Below are 18,779 nucleotides of genomic sequence, written 5' to 3'. Positions count from 1 at the left end.
GCGCGAGCGGGGATACTCCCTGCTCGTGCTGTTCACCCTGACCACTACCCATCAGCCGGCGACGGACCTCGGCTTCCTGCTGCATAAGCATCCCGGCAAGGTGCAGACCTTCGAGGTCGCCGCCGGGACCGCGCACGTGTTCTACCCACAGGCGGAAGAGCATCAGTGCACGGTCGGGCTGCTGCTGGAACTCGACCCGATCGAGCTGGTGCGGCGAGGCCGGGAGAACACCGCGTTCAGCCTGGGCCGCTACGTCAACGACCGGCCCTACGTGGCCTCCTCGATGCTCGCGGTGGCGCTGGGCAAGGTCTTCCGCACCGCACTGGGCGGTCGCTGCGAGGCCAAGCCGGAACTGGCCGCCACCCCGCTACCGCTCCAGGTGCACCTGCCCGCCGTGCCCTGTCACGGCCCAGCCGACCTGGTGACCAGGCTGTTCGAGCCGCTGGGCTGGACCGTGGACGCCCGGCCGATCCCGATGACCGGCTGGGGTGACTCGCCGTATGTAGACCTGCGACTCACCGGCACCCTGCGGCTGGCCGAGGCGCTCAACCACCTCTACGTGCTGCTCCCGGTGCTGGACAACGTCAAGCACTACTGGGTGGCCGAGGACGAGGTGGAGAAGCTGCTGCGCGCCGGCGCGGACTGGCTGGGCGGGCACCCGGAACGCGAGCTGGTCAGCCGTCGGTACCTGCGGCACCGCCGCGGGCTGGTGGACGCCGCGCTGACCCGGCTGGCCGAGGCCGAGGACACCGAACCCGAGGCCCTGGACAACGCGCTGGACCCGGCCGTGATCACCGAGACCCCGGCCAGGGAACCGCTCGCGGCCACCCGGCGCGACACGATCATGGCTCTGCTCAAGGAGATCGGCGCCAAACAGGTGGTCGACCTCGGTTGTGGTGGCGGGGCGCTGCTGCGTGGGCTGCTGGCGGATCTGCACTTCACCCGCATCCTCGGCGTGGACGTCTCCGCGCAGGCGCTGGCCAACGCCGAACGCGGGCTCAACCTGGACCGGATGTCCGAGCACGTGGCGGCGCGGCTCACCCTGCGCCAGTCCGCGCTGACCTATGTGGACGCCGGACTGCGCGGCTTCGACGCGGCGGTGCTGATGGAGGTCGTCGAGCACGTCGACCCGCCGCGACTGCCCGCGCTGGCCCGCGCCGTCTTCGGCGGAGCGCAGCCCGCATCGGTGCTGGTCACCACGCCCAACGTGGAGTACAACGTGCGCTTCCCGGACCTGCCCGCAGGTGAGTTCCGGCATCCGGACCACCGTTTCGAGTGGACCCGCGCGGAGTTCCGGGACTGGGCCCAGGACATCGCCCAGCGCTACGGCTACCACGTGGAGTTCCGCCCGGTCGGCCCGGCGGACCCCGAGGTCGGACCGCCGACCCAGCTCGCCCTGTTCCGCCGCACGGAGGTGACCCGATGACCGAACTGTCCATCCCGGACAAGTCGCTGGTGCTGCTCATCGGCGTCTCCGGCGCAGGCAAGTCCAGCTTCGCCGCCAAGCACTTCAAGCCGACCCAGGTGCTCTCCAGCGACTACTTCCGCGGTCTGGTCAGCGATGACGAGAACAGCCAGGAGGCCACCGCGGACGCCTTCGACGCGCTGAACTACGTGGCGGGCAAACGACTGGCCGCCGGACTGCTCACCGTCGTGGACGCCACCAACGTGCAGCCCGGCTCCCGGGCCGCCCTGATCGCACTGGCCAAGCAGCACCACGTGCTGCCGGTGGGCATCGTGCTGGATGTGCCGGAAGCGGTGTGCGTGCAGCGCAACGCCGCACGCGCTGACCGGACCTTCGGCGCCGACGTGATCGCCCGCCAGCGCTCCCAGCTGCGCCGCTCGCAGAAACACCTGGTGCGCGAGGGCCTGAAGAAGGTGCACACCCTGCACGGCCAGGAGGAGATCGACGCGGCCACCATCGTGATGCAGCCGCTGATCAACGACCGCACCGGGCTGACCGGACCGTTCGACGTGATCGGCGATGTGCACGGCTGCCGCGGCGAACTGGAGTCACTGCTCATCAACCTGGGCTGGAACCTGGAGTGGGAGAACAAGAAGGCCGTCGGCGCCAGCCACCCGGAAGGCCGGATCGCGGTGTTCGTCGGCGACCTGGTCGACCGCGGCCCGGACACCCCCGGTGTGCTGCGGCTGGTGATGAACATGGTCGAGGCCGGCACCGCGATCTGCGTCTGCGGCAACCACGAGCAGAAGCTGCACCGCGCGCTCACCGGCCGCAAGGTCACCGTCTCGCACGGCCTGGCCGAATCCCTGGACCAGCTCGCCGGGCAGCCCAAGGAGTTCCAGACCAGGGTGGCCGAGTTCTGCTACGGCCTGGTCTCGCACTACCTGCTCGACGGCGGCAACCTGGTCATCGCGCACGCCGGGCTGCCGGAACGCTTCCACGGCCGCGCCTCCGGCCGGGTGCGCAGCTTCGCGCTCTACGGCGACACCACCGGCGAGACCGACGAGTACGGGCTGCCGGTGCGGTATCCGTGGGCAAACGACTACCGCGGCCAGGCCATGGTGCTCTACGGGCACACCCCCACCCCGGAGGTGGAGTGGGTCAACAACACGATGTGCCTGGACACCGGCGCGGTCTTCGGCAACAAGCTCACCGCGCTGCGCTACCCGGAGCGCGAGATCGTCTCGGTGCCCTCGGCGAAGGTCTGGTACGAGCCGACCAAGCCGCTCATCCCGGCCGCTCCGCCGGAGCGCGAGCCGGATCTGCTGGAACTGTCCGATGTGGCGGGCAAGCGGGTGATCGAGACCAAGCTGCACGGGCGGGTCACGGTGACCGCCGAGCACGCCGCGGCCGCACTGGAGGTGATGAGCCGGTTCGCCCTGGACCCGCGCTGGCTGCTCTACCTGCCGCCGACCATGGCCCCGGTGAACACCTCGGCCGTGCCGGACCTGCTGGAGCACCCGGCCGAGGCGTTCACCGCCTACCTGGCCGACGGCGTGCGCGAGCTGCTGTGCGAGGAGAAGCACATGGGCTCGCGCGCGGTGGTGCTGGTCTGCCGCGACGAGGACACCGCGCGCAAGCGGTTCGGCGTGGCCGGGCCGGGCGTGATCCACACCCGCACCGGGCGTGACTTCTTCGCCGATGACCGCGGTGACGAGCTGCTCGCCGGGGTGCGGGACGCGATCGGCGCGGCCGGGCTGTGGGCCGAGCTGGACACCGACTGGCTGCTGCTGGACGCCGAACTGCTGCCGTGGAGCGCCAAGGCCGGCGGGCTGATCCGCGAGCAGTACGCCGCGGTCGGCGCCGCGGCCACCGCCGCGCTGCCGGTGGCCGCCGACACCCTGCGCCAGGCTGCCGGACGCGGGCTGGACGTGGCGGAGTTGCTGGCGCGCACCGAATCCCGGCTGGCCAACGCCGCCGCCTTCGACGTGGTGCACCAGCGCTACTGCTGGCCGACCGACGGCCTGGACGGCCTGCGACTGGCCCCGTTCCAGCTGCTGGCCTCCGAGGGCCGCAACCACGCGGGCACCGCGCACGCCTGGCACCTGGCCCAGGCTGACAAGATGATCTCCGTGGCGCCCGGTCTGTTCACCGCCACCCGCACCATCGCGGTGGATGCCGAGGATCCGGCGTCCGTGGCCAAGGCCGTCGCGTGGTGGGAGGAGCTGACCGCCACCGGGGGCGAGGGCATGGTGGTCAAACCGGCGGCGAACGTGAGCCGGGGAAAGCGAGGACTGGTGCAGCCGGGCTTGAAGGTGCGCGGGCGGGAATACCTGCGGCTGATCTACGGACCGGACTACACCGAACCGGCCAACCTCCAGCGAGTGCGCCAGCGCAAGATCGCCGGCAAGCGGTCCCTGGCACTGCGCGAGTACGCACTGGGCATGGAGGGCCTGGACCGGCTGGCCGCGGGCGAACCGCTGTGGCGGGTGCACGAGTGCGTGTTCGCGGTGCTCGCGCTGGAGTCCGAGCCGGTGGACCCGCGACTGTGATCGTCCTGGACCTGGTGCGGGAGCACACGATCCTGTCCGCGGTGATCGGCTCACACGCCTACGGGCTGGCCGGGCCGGACTCCGACATCGACCGGCGCGGGGTCTACGCCGCGCCCACCGAGTTGTTCTGGGGCATGGTCAAGCCCCCGGACAGCGTGGAAGGCCCAGAGCCGGAGCGGATGAGCTGGGAGGCCGAGCACTTCTGCCTGCTCGCGCTCAAGGCCAACCCGAGCGTGCTGGACCTGCTCGCCTCCGACCGGGTCGAGCAGTGCACGGCGGTCGGCACGGAGTTACGCGCGCTGCTGCCCGCCTTCCTGTCCCTGCGCGCGGTGAAGACCTTCCGCCGGGCCACCGAGCAGCAGTTCACCCGCGCCCAGGCCACCATGGCCGAGGGCGGGGACCCGAAGTGGAAGCAGGTCATGCACGGGCTGCGACTGCTGCTGGCGTGCGAGCACCTGGTGCGCACCGGCGAACTGAGCATCGACGCCGCGCCGTACCGGGACGAGCTGCTGGAGATCAGATCCGGCGGCCGGGACTGGGAATCGGTGCGCACCAGGGTGATCGGCGTGCAAGCAGATATCGAGCTGGCCGAGCAGAAAAGCCCGCTGCCGCCGATGCCGGATCGGGCCGCGGTGGAACGCTGGCTGGTCTCGGTGCGTCGACGGTCCGTGGAAGGAGAGCTGACGTGAGCTTGCAAGACCTGAGCACCGCCAACCTGGACGCCACGGCGCTGACCGGCATCGTGGCCGAACAGGACCGCCCGCTGGTGTTCGCCACCGTCTCCGGGGCGCACCTGTACGGCTTCCCGTCGAAGGATTCCGACGTGGACCTGCGCGGGGTGCACCTGCTCGCCACCAGCGAGCTGGCCGGCCTGCGCTACGGACCGGAGACGGTCGAACGGATGTGGGAGCACGAGGGCACCGAACTGGACCTGGTCACCCACGACATCGCCAAGTTCGCCCGATTGTTGTTACGCCCCAACGGCTATGTCGCCGAACAGCTGCTCTCCCCGCTGGTGGTGCACAGCACCGAGGCACACCAGGAGCTGATCGCGCTCGCGCCGGGGTTCCTGACCAGCAGGCACGCCCACCACTACCGCGGCTTCGCCAAGACCCAGTGGCGGCTCTTCGAACGCAACGGCGAGCTGAAACCGCTGCTCTACACCTTCCGCGCGCTGCTCACCGGGGTGCACCTGCTGCGCACCGGCCAGGTGCTGGCCCACCTGCCCAGCCTGATCGAGGCCCAGGGCGGACCCGGCTACCTGACCGAGCTGATCACGGCCAAGGTCGAGGGCGAGCACCGGCCACTGGACTCGGTCTCCGGCGCGCCGGACGCGGAGACCCTGGCCGCGGACCTGCTCAGCTGGCTGGAATGGCTGGACGTGGCCGAGAACGGCTCCGCGCTGCCGCAGGAGCCGTCCGTGCACGAGGACATGCACCAGCTGGTGCTACGGCTGCGGCCTTAGGAAGCGCCGGAGGTGGCCTCGGGCTTGGCCTTGGACTCGGCGGGTTTCTCCGCCGGTTCCGGGGCCGCCGGGGTCTCCTCGGCCGCCGGGGCGTCCTTGTCGAAGCTGGCGGGCAGCTTGCGCAGGTGCTTGTTCATCGAGCGCACCAGGAAACCCACCGCGATGAAGAACAGGATCAGCAGGACCAGCCCCACCGGGCTGGACTTGCCGAAGTCCTCGCCGCGGCCGCCGGGCTCCTCCGGCTTCTTCGGCTGAGCCACCACGAGAGCGGTCGTCTCGTGGTGGCCAACCGTGTCGAGCAAAGTCATGTACGCACCTGGGTCAGGACGCCGGCGAACAGGTCATCCTCCGGCAACGTGGTGTCGACCAGCGAGCGGGCCAACTCGTACTCCTCGGTGGGCCACACCTCCCGCTGGAGGTCCAGCGGGACCGCGAACCACCTGCTGGTCGGGTCGATCTGGGTGGCGTGCGCCTTCAGCGCCTCGTCCCGGACCTCAAAGTACTCCCCGCACTCCACCTGGGTCGTCACCCGCTCCATCACATCGGGCTTGTCCGAGTCCCAGTGCTTGAGCCACTCCTCATACGGCGACTCCAGCCCGCGCGCGAGCAGGGTCTCGTGGAAGGTGATCAGCTTCTTCCGGGAGAAGCCGTGCGAGTAGTAGAGCTTCAGCGGCTGCCAGGGCTCGCCTGCCTCGGGGAAGCGGTCCGGGTCGCCCGCGGCCTCGAAGGCGGCCACCGAGACCTCGTGGCAGCGGATGTGGTCCGGGTGCGGGTACCCGCCGTTCTCGTCGTAGGTGATCATCACGTGCGGGCGGAACTCGCGCACGATCTTGACCAGCTCGGCGGTGGACTCCTCCAGCGGCACCAGCGCGAAGCAGCCCTCGGGCAGCGGCGGCAGCGGGTCGCCCTCGGGCAGGCCGGAGTCGACGTAGGGCAGCCAGTGGTGCTGGACCTTGAGGATCTCCGCGGCCCTGGCCATCTCCTCGCGGCGCACCGCGGCCAGGTTGTTTACGATCTCCGGCCGGTCCATCGCCGGGTTGAGGATGCTGCCCGCCTCGCCCCCGGTGCAGGTCACGACCATGACCTCATGCCCGTCGGCCACCAGCTTCGCCGTGGTGGCGGCGCCCTTGCTGGACTCGTCGTCAGGGTGGGCGTGCACCGTCATCAGGCGCAGCTTCTCTGCCATGGGTGTTCGTGGTCCTCTCGTCAGCCCGGCGCGACCCCCAGTCGGCGCGGTCATGGATACTCAACGCGGGCGTCGCAGCCCATTGTTCCCTGCGGGTACGACAAAGACGGCCAGGAGGTCCGCGTCGATGGGTGAGCGTCCACTGCCGGAGGGTCGTTATGGCCGGTCCTCCGATCGAAGGACACCCCCCTGGGTGCGGGTAGCACTGCTGGTCGCGGGCCTGTCCGTGGGCGGGGTGCTGGCTTTTGTCGGCTACCGCAACCTCGGCGTCACGCCGATCGAGGGCAAGCAGACCGCGTACGAGGTGCTCGATCCCACATCGGTGAAGATCAGCTTCGAGGTCGCGCGGGACCAGCCGGAGCGCCCCGCGGTGTGCGTGGTCCGGGCCCGGTCCAAGGACGGCGACGAGGTCGGCCGGCGCGAGGTCTACATCGCGCCCAGCGAGAGCACGGTGATCGAGTCCGCCGTGATCAAGACCTCCCGGCCGGGCATCACCGCGGTGGTGTTCGGGTGCTCATACCAGGTCCCGGAGTACCTGTCGACCACCACGCGGCCAAGCGGGTGAACTGCGCCTGCCAGCGGTCCTCGCCAGCCGTAATTTCCACCCGCTGAACACGTAACCATGTTACCCTCGCCTGACAGCACGGCCCCGGCGTGGGCCGTGTTTTTCCGTTTCCTGGTGCAGCCCTGCCAGGAGCGACCAGCCCACAGCCGTGGGCCTGGAGGAGACGAGGAGTGGTGACCGTGGCCGAGACCGTGACCTGGCTGACCCAGGATGCTTTCGACCGGCTCAAGCACGAGCTGGACGATCTCATTGCCAACCGTCCGGTCATCGCCGCGGAGATCAACGCCCGCCGTGAGGAGGGCGACCTCCGGGAGAACGGTGGCTATCACGCCGCGCGCGAGGAACAGGGCAAGCAGGAGGGCCGGATCCGGCAGCTCCAGGAGCTGTTGCGACAGGCCAAGGTGGGTGAGGCGCCCACTGACTCGGGCATCGCCCAGCCGGGCATGGTCGTCACCATCCGCTACGACGGTGATGACGAGAAAGAGACCTTCCTGCTGGCCACCCGCGAGGAGGGTTCGCACGGTGACCTGGAGGTCTACTCGCCGAGTTCCCCGCTGGGCGCGGCGCTGCTGCAGGCCAAGGTCGGCGAGACCCGCGAGTACGCGACGCCGAACGGCCGCACCATGAAGGTCACCCTGCTGGACGCGGTGCCGTACCAGAGCTGACCAGCGCTTTCACTGAGCGGGCCCGGGACTTCCCCGGGCCCGTTCGGTGCGTTCAGAGCAGGCTGAGGTGGTTCATCCCGGCGGGCCGCGCGAGCACCGCGGCCGGCGGGTAACCAAGATCACCGAGGATGGGCAGCCGGGCTCCCCGCGACAGTTCGGTCAGGCCACCGGGAACAGCCAGCTCACCGGCACCGTGACCGACTCCATGGTCGGCCTGCTCACCAGCGCCCCGGACGCGGCGTCCACCAGGACGCCCTGCACCAGATAGTCCACCCCCGCCGGCAGGCCCATCCGCTGGGCCTGTTCGGGCGGCAGCGGCAGGCTGACGTTGTGCCGGTCGATCACCCGGACCCCGACCACCGCGGACACCTCGCCCAGCATCGCGCCGGCGCCGGTGACGGTCAGCTCGAACTCGTCCGGTCCGCTGAACAGCCAGGCCAGGGTGCCGTGGTCGTGCTGCGGCCGAACCCGGTAGGTCGCGCCGATCTCCACCTCGTGCGCACGCATACCTCCCAGGATGGGCTCATCGCCCGTCGCCGACCAGCCGTTCCAGCAAAGGTCTCACTCTGGTGCGGACCGGGGTGGACAGCGCGATCGAGGTGGAGGTGCGCCGCACGCCCTCGACGTCGACCACCTCGTCGATCACCCGCTGCAGGTCGTCGTTGTCCCTGGCCACCATGCGCACCAGCAGATCGCCCTGGCCGGTGGTGGCGTGCACCTCGCACACCTCGTCGATCGCGGCCAGGTGCGCGGTCACCTCGCCGCGGTGGCCCTGGGCGATCTCCAGCACGGCGAAGGCGGTCAGGCCGTAGCCCATCGCGGCCAGGTCCAGCGCGGGCGGGAAGCCGCCGAGCACACCCCGGCTGACCAGCCGGTCCAGCCGGGCCTGCACGGTGCCCCGGGCCACGCCCAGCCGCCGCGAGCACTCCAGCACGCCCAGCCTCGGCTCGTCGGTCAGCAGCAGCAACAGCCGGGCATCCAGCGCGTCCAGCGCCTCGTCGTCGGCGGGAAGCACGCACACCTCCTGGTCAGTCTGCTCACTCTGATCGGATATTACCTGGTGGTACTGAGCAGATTGCCCAGTGAATTTACTGAGTGTTGCACAGCTTGTCACGCGACCTCATGCTGCGGACACCGAATTGACCGCCAGGGCAAGTTGGAGGAAACGTGACCGAGACGATCAGCCACAGCCCGGACAAGAGCATCGACGACGTGAGCTTCGACCAGCTCCGCCAGCTCGTCGGCCTGGTCGACTACGACGAGAGCCGGGACCCGTTCCCGGTGAAGTCGATGGACGCGGTGGTCTTCGTGGTCGGCAACGCGACCCAGACCGCGCTGTTCTACCAGGTGGCCTTCGGCATGGAGCTGATCGCCTACTCCGGCCCGGAGACCGGCAACCGGGACCACAAGTCCTATGTGCTCAAGTCCGGCTCGGCCCGCTTCGTGATCACCGGCGGGGTGCGCCCGGACAGCGCGCTGCTCGACCACCACCGGGCGCACGGCGACGGGGTCACCGACCTCGCGCTGGAGGTCGCCGACGTGGACAAGTGCATCGAGTGGGCCCGCAAGCAGGGCGCGACCGTGCTGGACGAGCCGCACGACGTCTCCGACGAGCACGGCACGGTGCGCATCGCCGCCATCGCCGCCTACGGCCAGACCCGGCACACCCTGATCGACCGCAGCCGCTACACCGGCGTCTACCTGCCCGGCTACCAGCCGAGGAAGGGCGCCTACCGCAAGCCCGAGGGTGCGCCCAAGCGCGTGTTCCAGGCAGTTGACCACTGCGTGGGCAACGTCGAACTCGGCAAGATGGACTACTGGGTCGAGTTCTACAACCGGGTCATGGGCTTTGTGAACATGGCCGAGTTCATCGGCGACGACATCGCCACCGACTACTCCGCGCTGATGAGCAAGGTGGTCGCCAACGGCAACCACCGGGTGAAGTTCCCGCTCAACGAGCCGGCGGTGGCCGCGCGCAAGTCCCAGATCGACGAGTACCTGGAGTTCTACGGCGGCCCCGGCGTGCAGCACATCGCGCTGGCCACCAACGACATCCTGGCCACCGTGGACCACATGCGGGCCGCGGGCATCGAGTTCCTGGAGACCCCGGACTCCTACTACGACGACCCGGAGCTGCGGGCCCGGATCGGCAACGTGCGGGTGCCGATCGAGGAGCTGAAGCGGCGCAAGATCCTGGTCGACCGGGACGAGGACGGCTACCTGCTGCAGATCTTCACCAAGCCCACCGGCGACCGGCCGACGGTGTTCTTCGAGATGATCGAGCGGCACGGCTCGCTCGGCTTCGGCAAGGGCAACTTCAAGGCCCTGTTCGAGGCCATCGAGCGCGAGCAGGACCGCCGCGGCAACCTCTGACGAACTGAACCGCGCGGCCGGGCGAACCGTTCCTTGGGATAGCGATCCCGGGGAAGGTCCGCCCGGCCGCGCGGTGTTCGGTAGGCTTACGCGAGGGCTGGGCTCGGAGGTGGCCGGATGGCACGAGTGCGAAGCAGCGGTGCGCTGCCGCTGGCGGTCGCGCTCAGCACCGCCGCGCTGCTGACCGGGGCCGCGGTCTTCACCGTGGTGCGGGTGAGCTGCCACGATCCCGGCCAGTACGTCCAGCACAACGGCATCGTCGAGCTGATCGGCGGCTGTGTGGAGCGGGACGACCTGCCGGTGGGCCCCAAGCAGCCCGAGCCGGTCAAGCCGGCCGAACAGCAGTCCCCACCCGGCGTCTGATCACTTCGGCAGGTCCGCTTCCCGCACCTCGTGCAGGTGGATCAGCACGTCGTAGGCACGGGCGAGCGCGACATCGGCCAGCGGGTGCGGATATTGGGTGCCGAAGCCACGGGTCGGCCGGGCGCGGTTGAGCCAGTCCCTGGCGGTGGGCGGCGCGGTGCGCAGGTCGAGGTAGTAGTCCCGGTGGCGGACCCGGTCCAGGGTGTGCTCGTTCCAGCCCGGCCTGGCCGCGTCCACGGTGAACTTCTTCCAGTCCCCGCCGAGGGCGGTGTCCTTGGCCAGCATCGAGCCCTGGTTGAAGGTGAAGCCGACCGGCAGGTAGTCCGGGCCGAGCCGCTCCCGCAGGAACGCGCCTTGCGTCTTGGGGTAAGCCTTGGGGTCGCTGGCGACGTACCCGATGTGGTCGTTGTGCGCCGAGACCAGGATCTTGTGCCCGGTGCGCCGCTGCCACCAGAGCACGTTGTCCGCCATCGCCTGGTCCCGGAACCGCTGGAACTCCGCGAGCCCGGCCGGGTCGGCCGGATCCAGGGTGAGGAAGTGCGCGGTCTGGGCGATGGAGCGGGCGTTCTGCACGGCCCACTCGAACTGCTCGCCGTGCCGGGGCAGGCCACTGAGCAGGTCCAGGGCCTGCTGGGCCCGCTCGGCCAGCCGCCTGCGTTCCTGGACGGGCTTGCCGAGGTAGGCGAAGACGTCATCCAGTGGGCGCAGGCCGGTGTAGTACTCGTGCAGCGCGGGCAGGTAGCCGGTCACCCGGTCGAAGAATTCCGCGCCCACCCTGGGCGCGCCGAGGTCATCGCCGACGAAGTGCACGGTGCGGCCGGGGTTGCGCCGGTTGTGCTCGCGCATCCACTGGATGAGGCTGACGAACTCCTCGCGATCCCAGGGTGAGCCGCTCAGCGTCTCCTTGGCGATCGCGCGCGCGTCGCCCTCGCCGGTCTGCAGAAACTCGTTGATCTTGAGCCCGGCCGGCCAGCTCATCTCCAGCGCGAAAGCCCGGAAACCCTTCTCCTGCACCAGGTGGCGGAAGACCCGCTCCTTCATGGTGAAGAACTCGTGCGAGCCGTGGGTGGCCTCGCCGAGGCCGACCACCTTGGCTTCGCCGATCATGCGGCCCAGGGCGCGCAGGTCGGCGTGGCCACGACCAGGTTCGGTGCCGCGCAACGGGTGTGCGGCTTGTTCGAGCGCACGCACCGGGTCCGGTGCGGCCTGGGCCACGACGGGGGTCAGCAGCGCCCCTGTCACGACCACCGCGGTCGCGAGCAGTGCCCGCCTGCTGAGCTGAGTTCGCTGACTTGCCATGCGGTCCATGCTGGTCGGCGAGCCCGCGCCGGGCACTGGCGCGGGCTGCCGACCTCGTCCGGGGGCAGGCTCTACCCCCGCGTGCTCAGTCCAGCGCCTGCAGCAGGTCGGCGACCAGGTCGGCGCCGTCCTCGATGCCCACCGAGACGCGCACCAGGTCGGCCGGGACCTGCAGCAGCGAGCCGGCGGTGCTGGCGTGCGTCATCTTGCCCGGGTGCTCGATCAGCGACTCCACCCCGCCGAGGGATTCGGCCAGGGTGAACAGCCGGGTCTTGGCGCAGACGTCCAGCGCGGCCTGCTCGCCGCCGGTGACGGTGAAGGAGATCATCCCGCCGAAGCGGCGCATCTGCTTGGCCGCCACGTGGTGGCCGGGGTGGTCGGCCAGGCCCGGGTAGAGCACCGCGCCGACCCTGGGGTGGTCGAGCAGGGCCTGGGTGATCAGCTCGGCGTTGTCGCTGTGCTTGTCCATCCGGACCGCGAGGGTCTTCAGGCCGCGCAGGGTCAGCCAGGCGTCGAACGGGCCGGGCACCGCGCCCGCGCCGTTCTGGATGAACGCGAACTGCTCGGCCAGCTCGTCGTCGCTGGTGATCAGCGCGCCGCCGACCACGTCGGAGTGGCCGCCGATGTACTTGGTGGTGGAGTGCAGCACCACGTCGGCGCCGAATTCAAGGGGGTTCTGCAGGTACGGGGAGGCGAAGGTGTTGTCCACCACCAGCTTCGCGCCCGCGGTCTGGGCCACGCCGGCCAGCGCGGCGATGTCGGCGATGTTGAGCAGCGGGTTGGTGGGCGTCTCCACCCACAGCAGCTTGGTGCTGGGCCGGACCGCGGCCCGCACGGCGTCCACATCGGAGACCGGGACCGGGGTGTGCTCGATGCCCCACTGCGAGAGCACCTTGTCCACCAGCCGGAAGGTGCCGCCGTAGGCGTCGTCCGGGATGATCAGGTGGTCGCCGGGGCGCAGCACCGAGCGGAGCACCGCGTCGGTGGCGGACATGCCGGAGGCGAACGCGCGGGCGTGCCTGCCGCCTTCCAGCGAGGCCAGGCAGGTCTCCAGCGCGGTCCGGGTGGGATTCCCGGTGCGGGAGTACTCATAGCCGCCGCGCAGTCCGCCGACGCCGTCCTGGGCGTAGGTGGAGGTGGCGTGGATCGGCACGATGACCGACCCGGTCGTCGGGTCGGGGTCCTGGCCGGCGTGAATGGCCCTGGTCGCGAAGCCGTCGTTCATGGGGCCGAGCCTACGTGCTCGGCAAACGATCAGCCCCCGGCCTTGGCAGGCCGGGGGCTGAAGTTTCGTTTACGGTTTTCGCGCTACGGCTCAGTAGCCGGGGTAACCCCCGCCGCCACCGCCGTAGGGCGGCTGCTGCTGGCCGTACATGCCCGGCTGCGGGCGTTGCGCCTGCTTGAGCTTCATGCCTGCGGTGGTGGACGGCAGCCACCAGAGCACCAGCACGGCGATCCAGAGCAGCAGCGGCAGGATGCTGAGAATCCCGCCGACGGCGACGCCGCTCAGTCCGCCGAGCACACCGAGACCGGCCAGCACCGAGATGGTGATCCGGGCCCAGTTCGCGCCCTGCGAGCCGCCGAGGAAGCCCAGCACGATGACACCGATGGCGACCAGGAAGCCCACCACCACGCTCACCCAGACCATGCCGGTGACGTAGCGCGAGGGGATGCCCAGCACGGTGATCAGGCTGAAGATGTTCAGCAGCAGGCCGAGGCCACCCGCGCCGATGGAGACCCACATGGCCGCCGGGAGCGTGTTGCCACCGCCCGCGGCCTGGCCGTACGGCTGTCCGTAGCCCTGCTGGGGCTGACCCCAGCCCTGCTGCGGCTGGCCGTAACCCTGCTGCGGCTGCTGCTGGCCCCAGCCCTGCTGCTGACCGGGCTGTGCCTGGGCCTGGCCCCACTGCTGCTGCGGCTGCGGGCCGGTGCCCGGCTGCTGGCCCCACTGCTGCTGGGGCTGGCCGCCGGTCTGCGGGTACCCGGGCTGCTGCTGGGGCTGCTGGCCCCACTGCTGCTGACCGGGCTGCTGTGCCTGAGGCTGCTGCCCCCACTGCTGCTGCGGCTGGGCCTGCGGCCCGGTCGGCTGCTGCGGCGCGGGCTGCGGCTGGGCGAAGGACGGCGGCGCGTACTGCGGCGTCACCGGCGGCTGCTGGCCCGGCGGCACCACCTGGGTGGCATCCGGCGCGGGTGCGGCCGGCGCGGCGCCGCCCGGCTGGACCACCTGGGTGGCCTCCGGGTTGGCGGGCTGCGCAGACTGCCCCGCGGATGCGCCCAGCGCCGAGGAGATCACCTGGGTGGTGTCGGCGTGCGGCGTGTGCGTGGTCGTCGGCAGACCCTGCGCCGGGGACGGCGTCGGGTCGGCCGCGCCACTCTGCGGATCAGCCTGCGGCTGCCCACCCTGGCCTGGATACGGCTGCTGGGGCGGCTGCGGAGCGCTCATCGGGTTCCTTACCCCCTTCGGGGTGGCTGGCCGTCGTGTGGTTGCGGCAACGCTATCGGATGCTCCGAACGGGCGTAGTCCCAACGCGCATTATCGGCCCGCGAGAAAGCCCAACACGTCCTGTCGGGTGACAACGCCGGCCGGTTTGCCGTCGATGAGCACCATCGCGCCGTCCGCGTCGGTCAGCGCCTTCATCGCGGTGCTGATCGACTCGCCTGCGCCGATGGTCGGCAGCGGCGGCGACATGTGCGTCTCCACCCGGTCGGCCAGCGCGGCCTCGCCCGCGAACAGCGCGTCCAGCAGGTCCTTCTCGTTGACCGCGCCGGCCACCTCGGCGGCCATCAGCGGCGGCTCGGCGTTGACCACCGGCATCTGCGAGACGCCGAACTCGCGCAGCACCGAGATGGCGTCCGCGACGGTCTCGTTCGGGTGCACGTGCACCAGCTCGGGCAGGGTGCCGTCCTTGCGCCGCAGCACATCGCCCACCGAGGCGCTGCTGTGGTCGGCGGTCAGGAAGCCGTAGGAGGCCATCCAGGAGTCGTTGAAGACCTTGGACAGGTAGCCGCGGCCGCTGTCCGGCAGCAGCACGACCACCACGTCGTCCTCGGTCAGGCCCTCGGCCAGTTTGAGCGCGGCCGCCGCGGCCATTCCACAGGAGCCGCCGACCAGCAGGCCCTCCTCGCGGGCCAGGCGGCGGGTGATGTCGAAGGAGTCCGCGTCGGAGACCTCGATGATCTGATCGCACACGGTGCGGTCGTAGGTGGTCGGCCAGAAGTCCTCGCCGACGCCCTCGACCAGGTAGGGCCGTCCGGTGCCGCCGGAGTAGACCGAACCGTGCGGGTCGGCGCCGATGACCTTGACCTTGCCGCCGGAGACGTCCTTGAGGTAGCGGCCGGTGCCGGAGATGGTGCCGCCGGTGCCCACGCCGGCCACGAAGTGGGTGATCCGGCCGTCGGTCTGCTTCCACAGCTCGGGGCCGGTGGAGTGGTAGTGCGACTCCGGGTTCTGCGGGTTGGCGTACTGGTTGGGCTTCCAGGCGCCGGGGATCTCGGTGACCAGGCGGTCGGAGACGTTGTAGTAGGAGTCCGGGTGCTCCGGCGCGACCGCGGTCGGGCAGACCACGACCTCGGCGCCGTAGGCCTTGAGCACGTTGCGCTTGTCCTCGCTGACCTTGTCCGGGCAGACGAACACGCAGCGGTAGCCCTTGCGCTGGGCGACCAGGGCCAGGCCGACGCCGGTGTTGCCGGAGGTCGGCTCCACGATGGTGCCGCCGGGCCGCAGCTCACCGGATGCCTCGGCCGCCTCGATCATGCGCAGCGCGATGCGGTCCTTCACGCTGCCACCGGGGTTGAGGTACTCCACCTTGGCCAGCACCAGCGGCTTCAGACCCTCGGTCAGGGAGTTCAGCCTGACCAGCGGGGTGTTGCCGACCAGGTCCATCACGTGCTCGGCGTACTCCACCGCGCGGTCCTCCCAGTAGTTGAGACGTCCGGGTCAGCGTAGCTGGCGCAGCGTCACCCGATCGCTGCTACTCCGTGGCACGGGCCACTCTTGGACACCCTCGTCCACCGCCAGGTCACGTATTCTTGGCCTGTCGGAAAGATCCGTTCCGAGCCGGTCTCGCGTCGGGGGTAGCCATGAAACTCACGGTGCACCTGTTCACCACCGACGCCCTCTCCTTCGGGGACGCCCTCACCCTGCCGGGCCGCGGCACGCCGGACATCGTGTGCCTGCTCCCCCGCACTGAGCTGGACTTCTCCTGTGCGCTGGCGGTGCGCGCGCAGGACGGCGAGCCAGGTCCGGAGGAGCTGGCCGAGCACTTCACGCTGGCCGGGACGGGCGGCGCCGACTCCGCCCTGCTGGCCGAGGTGGACGGCCGCCTGTTCGCGCTGACCTTCGGGCGTGGCGCCGAACTGCTGGAGCCCGCGCTGCTGGAGCCGGAGTTCGAGGGCAAGGCCATCCCGTTCCCGCTGGCCGGGCTCGGTCACCAGCTGTCCGCGCTGCTCGGGCACTACGACGACCCGCTGCACCGGGCCGAGGTCCCCTTCTCGGCCGAACGCGCCTGAGTCGAAGCTCACGATCAGGCTAATCCCGTTGGGCGGCTTCGAATTTGTTTGCCTCACCCGAAAGTGGGAAGTAAAACCATCTACCCTCCGTTAACCCGTTTGGCCTTATGTACGGAACACTGGGTGAACAACTGGTGTGTGGGGCCATTGGGGGAACCACCAGGCGGAGGGGAGGCACGAGCCGTGTTCGGACTTCGTATTCTCCGCGCCGCGGTCTTCACCGCGGGTGCGGTCGGCGGACTGTCCGGCGCCGCGTACGGGCTGCTCACCGAGCAGTCCAAACGGGCTCGGAAGATCATCGGAGTGCCGGCGGCGCCGCTGCGCGCCGACGGCGTGTACCTGCCGGACGGCAGCGGCCCGCTCGCGCCGACCGACCCGCGGATCACCGGCGATCCCCTGGTCTTCGCGGTGCTCGGCGACTCCTCCGCGGCCGGGGTCGGCTGCGACACCACCGAGGAACTGCCCGGAGTGCTGCTGGCCCGCGGGCTGGCCGAGGAGTCCGAGCACCCGGTGCGGCTGCTCACCCACGCGATCAGCGGCGCGACCAGCCGGGAGCTGGCCGGGCAGACCGAGGCCGCGCTGCGCACCCCGCCGGACGTGGCACTGGTGATCATCGGCGGCAACGACGTGACCGCCCGGCTGGGACCGGCTGCCTGCGCGCTGATGCTGGGCGCCGCGGTGCGCGGACTCACCGAGACCGGCGCGGCCGTGGTCGTGGGCACCTGCCCGGATCTGGGCGCGATCCGGCCGATCGCGCAGCCGCTGCGCGCGCTGGTGCGCTCCTGGAGCCTCACCCTGGCCAGGGCCCAGCGCCGGGCCGTGCAGGCCGCGGGCGGGCGGCCGGTGGCCCTGGCCGACCTGCTCTCGCCGGAGTTCCTGACCCGGCCCAGCGAGCTGTTCAGCAAGGACATGTTCCATCCCTCCGCGGCCGGGTACGCCGCCGCGGTGGGCGTGCTGCTGCCCGAGCTGTGCGTGGCCGCCCGGGTCTGGGACGGCGGTCCGCTGCCCGCCCAGCCCACCCGTTCGGCCGCCGCCGAGGCCCGGCGGCCCACCGCGAAGCTGGTGGCCGGGCTCAACCGGCGGCTCAAGCGGGTGCCCCCGGCAACGTCACACTCCGCCGCCGTTACCGGACAGTAGGCTGCGCTTCAGGCGAACAAAGGAGTTCTCGACATGCCTGAAGCCGTGATCGTGGCGACGGCCCGCTCCCCCATCGGCCGCGCCAACAAGGGCTCCCTGAAGGATGTCCGCGCCGACGACCTGACCGCGAAGATGGTCAAGGCCGCACTGGCGAAGGTGCCCGAGCTGGACCCGCGGGAGATCGACGACCTGATGCTGGGCTGCGGGCTGCCCGGCGGTGAACAGGGCTTCAACATGGCCCGCGCGGTGGCCGTGCTCGCCGGATACGACCACCTGCCCGGCACCACCGTCACCCGGTACTGCGCCTCCAGCCTGCAGACCACCCGGATGGCCCTGCACGCGATCAAGGCTGGCGAGGGCGACGTCTTCATCAGCGCCGGGGTGGAGATCGTCTCCAGCTACGCGCGCGGGAACTCCGACGGCTGGCCGGACACCCAGAACCCGCTCTTCGCGCAGGCGCAGGCGCGCACCCAGCACGCCGCTGAACACGGCGCGAGCGAATGGGTCGACCCGCGCGAGTCCGGGCTGCTGCCCGACGTCTACATCCCGATGGGCCAGACCGCGGAGAACCTCGCCCTGGCCAAGGGCGTGACCCGCGAGGACATGGACCACTTCGGCGTCCGCTCGCAGAACCTGGCCGAGAAGGCCATCGCCAACGGCTTCTGGGCCCGCGAGATCACCCCGGTCGAACTGGCCGACGGCACCGTGGTCAGCACCGACGACGGCCCGCGGGCGGGCACCAGCTACGAGAAGGTGTCCACCCTGCAGCCGGTGTTCCGGCCGGACGGGCGGATCACCGCGGGCAACTGCTGTCCGCTCAACGACGGCGCCGCCGCCCTGGTGATCATGAGTGACACCAAGGCGAAGCAGCTCGGCATCACCCCGCTGGCCAGGGTGATCTCCACCGGCGTGTCCGCGCTGTCCCCGGAGATCATGGGCCTTGGCCCGGTGCAGGCCTCCCAGCAGGCGCTCAAGCGGGCCGGGCTGACCGTGGACGATGTGGACCTGGTCGAGATCAACGAGGCCTTCGCGGCCCAGGTGATCCCGTCCTACCGCGACCTGGGCATCCCGCTGGAAAAGGTCAACGTCAACGGCGGCGCGATCGCGGTCGGCCACCCCTTCGGCATGACCGGCGCCCGGATCACCACCACCCTGCTCAACTCGCTGTCCTGGCACGACAAGACCATCGGTCTGGAGACCATGTGCGTCGGCGGCGGCCAGGGCATGGCCATGGTGCTGGAGCGCCTCAGCTGAGCTGAC

At 70.6% G+C, this 18,779-nt stretch carries 19 protein-coding genes; 11 read left to right on the top strand and 8 right to left on the bottom strand.

Going from position 1 to position 18,779, the window contains the following annotated elements:
* The first annotated feature begins 25 nt into the window (after positions 1-25).
* Genes MZC64_RS04450 through MZC64_RS04435 form a run of 4 tightly spaced genes read left to right on the top strand, consistent with a single transcriptional unit; the run spans position 26 to position 5,422 of the window.
* Positions 26-1,426 (top strand): 3' terminal RNA ribose 2'-O-methyltransferase Hen1, encoded by a 1,401-nt coding sequence (locus MZC64_RS04450; RefSeq protein WP_247755763.1) that lies wholly within the window; start codon positions 26-28, stop codon positions 1,424-1,426.
* A complete protein-coding gene (locus MZC64_RS04445) occupies positions 1,423-3,957 on the top strand; it encodes a polynucleotide kinase-phosphatase (RefSeq protein WP_247755762.1) in 2,535 nt (844 codons plus the stop codon). Before MZC64_RS04450 ends, MZC64_RS04445 begins: the two co-directional genes overlap by 4 nt.
* A complete protein-coding gene (locus MZC64_RS04440) occupies positions 3,954-4,646 on the top strand; it encodes a DNA polymerase beta superfamily protein (RefSeq protein ID WP_247755761.1) in 693 nt (230 codons plus the stop codon). The genes MZC64_RS04445 and MZC64_RS04440 overlap by 4 nt, the downstream gene beginning before the upstream one ends.
* Complete coding sequence (locus tag MZC64_RS04435; RefSeq protein ID WP_247755760.1) at positions 4,643-5,422, top strand: DNA polymerase beta superfamily protein; 780 nt, start codon at positions 4,643-4,645, stop codon at positions 5,420-5,422. The genes MZC64_RS04440 and MZC64_RS04435 overlap by 4 nt, the downstream gene beginning before the upstream one ends.
* On the opposite strand, the gene MZC64_RS04430 is transcribed toward MZC64_RS04435, so the two are convergent.
* Entirely contained in the window at positions 5,419-5,730 is a 312-nt protein-coding gene (locus MZC64_RS04430) for a hypothetical protein (RefSeq protein WP_247755759.1), read from the bottom strand. The genes MZC64_RS04435 and MZC64_RS04430 overlap by 4 nt on opposite strands.
* Complete coding sequence (gene mca, locus MZC64_RS04425; RefSeq protein WP_247755758.1) at positions 5,727-6,608, bottom strand: mycothiol conjugate amidase Mca; 882 nt, start codon at positions 6,606-6,608, stop codon at positions 5,727-5,729. The genes MZC64_RS04430 and mca overlap by 4 nt, the downstream gene beginning before the upstream one ends.
* 193 nt (positions 6,609-6,801) lie before the next feature.
* Here mca and MZC64_RS04420 point away from each other — a divergent pair, with 193 nt between their 5' ends.
* Both MZC64_RS04420 and greA read left to right on the top strand, forming a co-directional pair.
* The gene (locus MZC64_RS04420) at positions 6,802-7,173 is read left to right on the top strand and encodes a DUF4307 domain-containing protein (protein WP_247755757.1); all 372 of its coding nucleotides are present in this window, start codon (positions 6,802-6,804) and stop codon (positions 7,171-7,173) included.
* Between the two features lie 179 nt (positions 7,174-7,352).
* Positions 7,353-7,838, top strand: a complete 486-nt coding sequence (gene greA / locus MZC64_RS04415; RefSeq protein WP_374205616.1) for a transcription elongation factor GreA — start codon at positions 7,353-7,355, stop codon at positions 7,836-7,838.
* Between the two features lie 159 nt (positions 7,839-7,997).
* Here the strand turns inward: greA and MZC64_RS04410 are convergent, their stop codons facing one another.
* Both MZC64_RS04410 and MZC64_RS04405 read right to left on the bottom strand, forming a co-directional pair.
* A complete protein-coding gene (locus tag MZC64_RS04410) occupies positions 7,998-8,345 on the bottom strand; it encodes a hypothetical protein (protein WP_247755756.1) in 348 nt (115 codons plus the stop codon).
* Positions 8,346-8,361: 16 nt separating this feature from the next.
* Complete coding sequence (locus tag MZC64_RS04405) at positions 8,362-8,853, bottom strand: Lrp/AsnC family transcriptional regulator (RefSeq protein WP_247755755.1); 492 nt, start codon at positions 8,851-8,853, stop codon at positions 8,362-8,364.
* Positions 8,854-9,050: 197 nt separating this feature from the next.
* On the opposite strand from MZC64_RS04405, the gene hppD reads away from it, so the two are divergent.
* Both hppD and MZC64_RS04395 read left to right on the top strand, forming a co-directional pair.
* Positions 9,051-10,211, top strand: a complete 1,161-nt coding sequence (gene hppD / locus MZC64_RS04400; protein ID WP_247756256.1) for a 4-hydroxyphenylpyruvate dioxygenase — start codon at positions 9,051-9,053, stop codon at positions 10,209-10,211.
* A 117-nt stretch (positions 10,212-10,328) separates the two neighbouring features.
* Positions 10,329-10,574: a hypothetical protein gene (locus MZC64_RS04395; RefSeq protein WP_247755754.1), complete on the top strand. Its 246-nt coding sequence runs from the start codon at positions 10,329-10,331 to the stop codon at positions 10,572-10,574.
* Here MZC64_RS04395 and MZC64_RS04390 read toward each other — a convergent pair whose 3' ends face one another.
* From MZC64_RS04390 to MZC64_RS04375, 4 genes are all read right to left on the bottom strand, one after another.
* Entirely contained in the window at positions 10,575-11,873 is a 1,299-nt protein-coding gene (locus MZC64_RS04390; protein WP_247755753.1) for an erythromycin esterase family protein, read from the bottom strand. It abuts the gene before it with no gap.
* 85 nt (positions 11,874-11,958) lie between these two features.
* Positions 11,959-13,098 (bottom strand): cystathionine gamma-synthase, encoded by a 1,140-nt coding sequence (locus MZC64_RS04385; protein WP_247755752.1) that lies wholly within the window; start codon positions 13,096-13,098, stop codon positions 11,959-11,961.
* Positions 13,099-13,188: 90 nt separating this feature from the next.
* The gene (locus MZC64_RS04380) at positions 13,189-14,316 is read right to left on the bottom strand and encodes a hypothetical protein (protein ID WP_247756299.1); all 1,128 of its coding nucleotides are present in this window, start codon (positions 14,314-14,316) and stop codon (positions 13,189-13,191) included.
* Positions 14,317-14,406: 90 nt separating this feature from the next.
* The gene (locus MZC64_RS04375; protein ID WP_247755751.1) at positions 14,407-15,777 is read right to left on the bottom strand and encodes a cystathionine beta-synthase; all 1,371 of its coding nucleotides are present in this window, start codon (positions 15,775-15,777) and stop codon (positions 14,407-14,409) included.
* A gap of 176 nt (positions 15,778-15,953) precedes the next feature.
* Between MZC64_RS04375 and MZC64_RS04370 the strand changes: the two genes are divergently transcribed.
* The 3 genes from MZC64_RS04370 to MZC64_RS04360 all read left to right on the top strand — a co-directional run bounded on the left by MZC64_RS04370 (position 15,954) and on the right by MZC64_RS04360 (position 18,773).
* The gene (locus MZC64_RS04370) at positions 15,954-16,382 is read left to right on the top strand and encodes a hypothetical protein (RefSeq protein WP_247755750.1); all 429 of its coding nucleotides are present in this window, start codon (positions 15,954-15,956) and stop codon (positions 16,380-16,382) included.
* 183 nt (positions 16,383-16,565) lie between these two features.
* A complete protein-coding gene (locus MZC64_RS04365) occupies positions 16,566-17,519 on the top strand; it encodes an SGNH/GDSL hydrolase family protein (RefSeq protein ID WP_247755749.1) in 954 nt (317 codons plus the stop codon).
* Between the two features lie 33 nt (positions 17,520-17,552).
* The gene (locus tag MZC64_RS04360) at positions 17,553-18,773 is read left to right on the top strand and encodes an acetyl-CoA C-acetyltransferase (RefSeq protein WP_247755748.1); all 1,221 of its coding nucleotides are present in this window, start codon (positions 17,553-17,555) and stop codon (positions 18,771-18,773) included.
* Positions 18,774-18,779 lie beyond the last annotated feature (6 nt).

Source organism: Crossiella sp. S99.2, assembly GCF_023094165.1.
Classification (GTDB): domain Bacteria; phylum Actinomycetota; class Actinomycetes; order Mycobacteriales; family Pseudonocardiaceae; genus Crossiella.
Note: the sequence above shows the minus strand (reverse complement) of the source record. Positions and strands in the feature narration are given on the sequence as shown.

Bases quoted from the DNA above. Each gene is read 5' to 3' on its own strand.
- mca (WP_247755758.1), bottom strand. From the start codon at position 6,608: ATGGCAGAGAAGCTGCGCCTGATGACGGTGCACGCCCACCCTGACGAC.
- MZC64_RS04380 (WP_247756299.1), bottom strand. From the start codon at position 14,316: ATGAGCGCTCCGCAGCCGCCCCAGCAGCCGTATCCAGGCCAGGGTGGG.
- MZC64_RS04360 (WP_247755748.1), top strand. From the start codon at position 17,553: ATGCCTGAAGCCGTGATCGTGGCGACGGCCCGCTCCCCCATCGGCCGC.
- MZC64_RS04445 (WP_247755762.1), top strand. From the start codon at position 1,423: ATGACCGAACTGTCCATCCCGGACAAGTCGCTGGTGCTGCTCATCGGC.
- MZC64_RS04390 (WP_247755753.1), bottom strand. From the start codon at position 11,873: ATGGCAAGTCAGCGAACTCAGCTCAGCAGGCGGGCACTGCTCGCGACC.
- MZC64_RS04385 (WP_247755752.1), bottom strand. From the start codon at position 13,098: ATGAACGACGGCTTCGCGACCAGGGCCATTCACGCCGGCCAGGACCCC.
- MZC64_RS04430 (WP_247755759.1), bottom strand. From the start codon at position 5,730: ATGACTTTGCTCGACACGGTTGGCCACCACGAGACGACCGCTCTCGTG.
- MZC64_RS04410 (WP_247755756.1), bottom strand. From the start codon at position 8,345: ATGCGTGCGCACGAGGTGGAGATCGGCGCGACCTACCGGGTTCGGCCG.
- MZC64_RS04370 (WP_247755750.1), top strand. From the start codon at position 15,954: ATGAAACTCACGGTGCACCTGTTCACCACCGACGCCCTCTCCTTCGGG.
- MZC64_RS04395 (WP_247755754.1), top strand. From the start codon at position 10,329: ATGGCACGAGTGCGAAGCAGCGGTGCGCTGCCGCTGGCGGTCGCGCTC.